General features: G+C 45.2%; 4 protein-coding genes. All 4 read left to right on the top strand.

Translation table 11 applies throughout. The annotated features are described in order from the left end of the window. Positions 1-390, top strand: a 390-nt coding sequence (locus tag ACTHS3_RS11255; RefSeq protein WP_440367974.1) for a non-canonical purine NTP pyrophosphatase, incomplete at its 5' end; no start/stop codon positions are given. 53 nt (positions 391-443) lie between these two features. Then, positions 444-806, top strand: a complete 363-nt coding sequence (locus ACTHS3_RS11250) for a hypothetical protein (protein ID WP_004519773.1) — start codon at positions 444-446, stop codon at positions 804-806. A 96-nt stretch (positions 807-902) separates the two neighbouring features. After that, the gene (gene hemW, locus ACTHS3_RS11245) at positions 903-2,078 is read left to right on the top strand and encodes a radical SAM family heme chaperone HemW (protein WP_004519774.1); all 1,176 of its coding nucleotides are present in this window, start codon (positions 903-905) and stop codon (positions 2,076-2,078) included. 135 nt (positions 2,079-2,213) lie between these two features. Then, on the top strand, positions 2,214-2,804 hold the full coding sequence (locus tag ACTHS3_RS11240; protein ID WP_049336597.1) for an opacity family porin: 591 nt from the start codon (positions 2,214-2,216) through the stop codon (positions 2,802-2,804). Positions 2,805-2,953: the final 149 nt, after the last annotated feature.

Below are 2,953 nucleotides of genomic sequence, written 5' to 3'. Positions count from 1 at the left end.
GACGACTCCGGCATCTGCACCAACGCCTTAAACGGCGCACCCGGCATTTTCTCCGCACGTTATGCAGGCGAAAACCCTAAATCCGATGCCGCAAACAACGCCAAACTCTCTGCCGATCTTGCCGATAAAGACGATAAAAGCTGCTACTACGTCTGCGTACTCGTCCTCGTCCGCCACGAAAACGACCCGCAACCCATTATCGCCGAAGGCATCTGGCGCGGACAATGGCAGGCAGAAGCAGCCGGCACAAACGGCTTCGGCTACGACCCGCATTTCTATCTGGCCGAACACGGTTGCACCGCTGCCGAGCTTGATCCTGAAATCAAAAATGCCGAAAGCCACCGCGCCCAAGCTTTGCGTGAATTGTTAAGAAAAATCGAATCCTTATAAATCAATAACAGGCCGTCTGAAACCTTCAGACGGCCTACCTCACATTCATTCCCATGCCCAAACCCTCGCCTGAAGAATTGGCAGCCTTTGCAAAACACGTCGCTGCCTTCATCCCAACCACACCTGACGAACTTCTGCAACTCATTGATAGTCAAGAAACTGCTATCGTCTTTTTAGGCAAACCAAGCTGTTCATACTGTCGCCGTTTTGTTGCAAAACTATTTACCGTTTCCTTAAACAAGCAGCTTACTATCCGCTTTACAGACAGCAGCAACAAAGCAGCTTTAAAGACTTTTCGTGAACAACACGGCATCAAAACTGTTCCCGCATTACTCAACATCTCACAAGGCAAAATAAAATTTGTCTGCAATTCCAAATTATCAGAAGAAGAAATTGAAGCTTTTTTGAGCGCTTAGACTGCGCAAATTTCCTACTGATTACTTTCCCGGCCGACATTTCAGTTAAAATAACGGCCTAAAAATTTCAGACGGCCTTGAGCCTCAACACATACCATGACCCAAATCACTTTCCAACGCCCCGGCCAGCTAACCGCCCTGCCTCCTTTATCACTCTATATCCATATTCCTTGGTGCATCAAAAAATGTCCATATTGCGACTTCAATTCCCACAGCCTGAAAAACGGCCTGCCGGAAGAAGCCTATATCGATGCCCTATTAACCGACTTGCAGCTTGAGTTACCCAATATTTGGGGCAGACCGATAGAAACGATATTCTTCGGCGGCGGCACACCCAGCCTGTTTCAAGCGGAATCAATTGACCGTTTGTTAAGTGGCGTGCGTTCGCTGTTGCGCTTGCAACCCGAAGCGGAAATTACTTTAGAAGCGAACCCCGGCACATTTGAAATTGAGAAGTTTCAAGGATTTAAAGACGCAGGTATTACGCGCCTGTCTATCGGCGTACAAAGTTTTAACGACGATATGCTTGCTCGATTGGGACGCGTTCACAACGGCAAAGAAGCACTGACAGCCATTGATACTGCATTGAAATTATTTGATAAAGTCAATATTGATTTGATGTATGCCCTGCCAAACCAAACGGTTCAGACGGCCCTAAACGATGTGCAAACCGCTATTGCAACAGGCGTATCGCATATCAGCGCATATCATCTGACAATGGAACCGAACACGCCTTTCGGTCATACGCCGCCAAAAGGATTACCGCAAGATGAAGCGGCGTTGGATATTGAAGATGCTGTACACGGTGCATTAGAAAGCGCAGGCTTTATCCACTACGAAACATCGGCTTTTGCAAAACCTGGTATGCAGTGCCGCCATAATTTGAACTACTGGCAGTTTGGCGATTACTTAGGCATAGGTGCAGGCGCACACGGCAAAATTTCCTATCCCGACCGTATCGAGCGAACTGTCCGCCGTCGCCATCCCAACGACTATCTTGCCGCTATGCAGGGCAATCCGCATGAAGCAGTTGAGCACAAAACCGTTGCTTCCGAAGACCTTCCATTCGAGTTCATGATGAACGCCCTGCGCCTGACCGATGGCGTACCTGCTGCAATGTTGCAGGAACGTACCGGCGTCCCCACTGCAAAAATCATGGCTCAAATCGAAACCGCCAGACAAAAAGGCCTGCTTGAATCAGATCCGACCGTGTTCCGCCCGACCGAGCAAGGCCGTTTGTTCTTAAACGACTTGTTACAGTGTTTTTTATAAGTGCTTTTTTACAACAGTTAAAACATTTTTAGATTTGCTTAATTTACGACAAGAAAATACAATCTGAATAATTGTTGGGAACGACCAACCCCGGCGATTATCCACTACTCCTAATCCTACATTAAGGACAAAACAATGAAAAAAGTTCTGGTAACACTGATTGCTCTTTCCCTGCCTACATTTGCATTGGCTGATGCAACCAAAGGTTTTTATGTTCAAGCTGATGCTGGTTATTCTACTGTTAAGATTAAAGACAACTCTGGTGAAGAGGAATTCTCTGATAAAGCAAAAGGCTTTAGCCCTCGTCTATCTGCTGGTTATGATTTTGGTGACTTCCGTGTTGCAGCAGACTATACACATCATAAATCTATTGAAAGAGGTGAATACGAGGATGACAGTCACTTATATTACAAACTGAAATTTCAAAGTATTGGCGTTTCAGCAATCTATGACTTCAATACTAATACACCTGTTAAGCCCTACGTTGGTGCTCGTTTAGGTATTAATCGCGTTTCATTAAATTCTGATGAAGCCGACCCTGGTTTTCACTATACAGAACATTCACGAAAAACCAAAATGGGTATTGGTGCATTGGCTGGTGTAAGCTACGAAGTAACGCCTAATGTTGCTTTAGATGCTGGCTATCGCTACAACTATTGGGGCAATTTTGAAGAGACCAAAATTCAATCCCACGAAGTATCTGCCGGTGTACGCGTAAAATTCTAATTTTTAAATATTTGGTATAAAGCAACGATCGCTTCATACATCAAGTAACAAAAGGCCGTTTGAAACCTATTTCTCAGGATTTCAGACGGCCTTTAAGTTTTTTAAATATGTCTAACTTTTTGCTGCTTTTATTTTTTCTGCAAACCACA

This window comes from Neisseria sp. P0009.S007 (genome assembly GCF_051962515.1).
This window is presented reverse-complemented; position numbering and strand designations above follow the sequence as displayed.

Bases quoted from the DNA above. Each gene is read 5' to 3' on its own strand.
- ACTHS3_RS11250 (WP_004519773.1), top strand. From the start codon at position 444: ATGCCCAAACCCTCGCCTGAAGAATTGGCAGCCTTTGCAAAACACGTC.
- hemW (WP_004519774.1), top strand. From the start codon at position 903: ATGACCCAAATCACTTTCCAACGCCCCGGCCAGCTAACCGCCCTGCCT.
- ACTHS3_RS11240 (WP_049336597.1), top strand. From the start codon at position 2,214: ATGAAAAAAGTTCTGGTAACACTGATTGCTCTTTCCCTGCCTACATTT.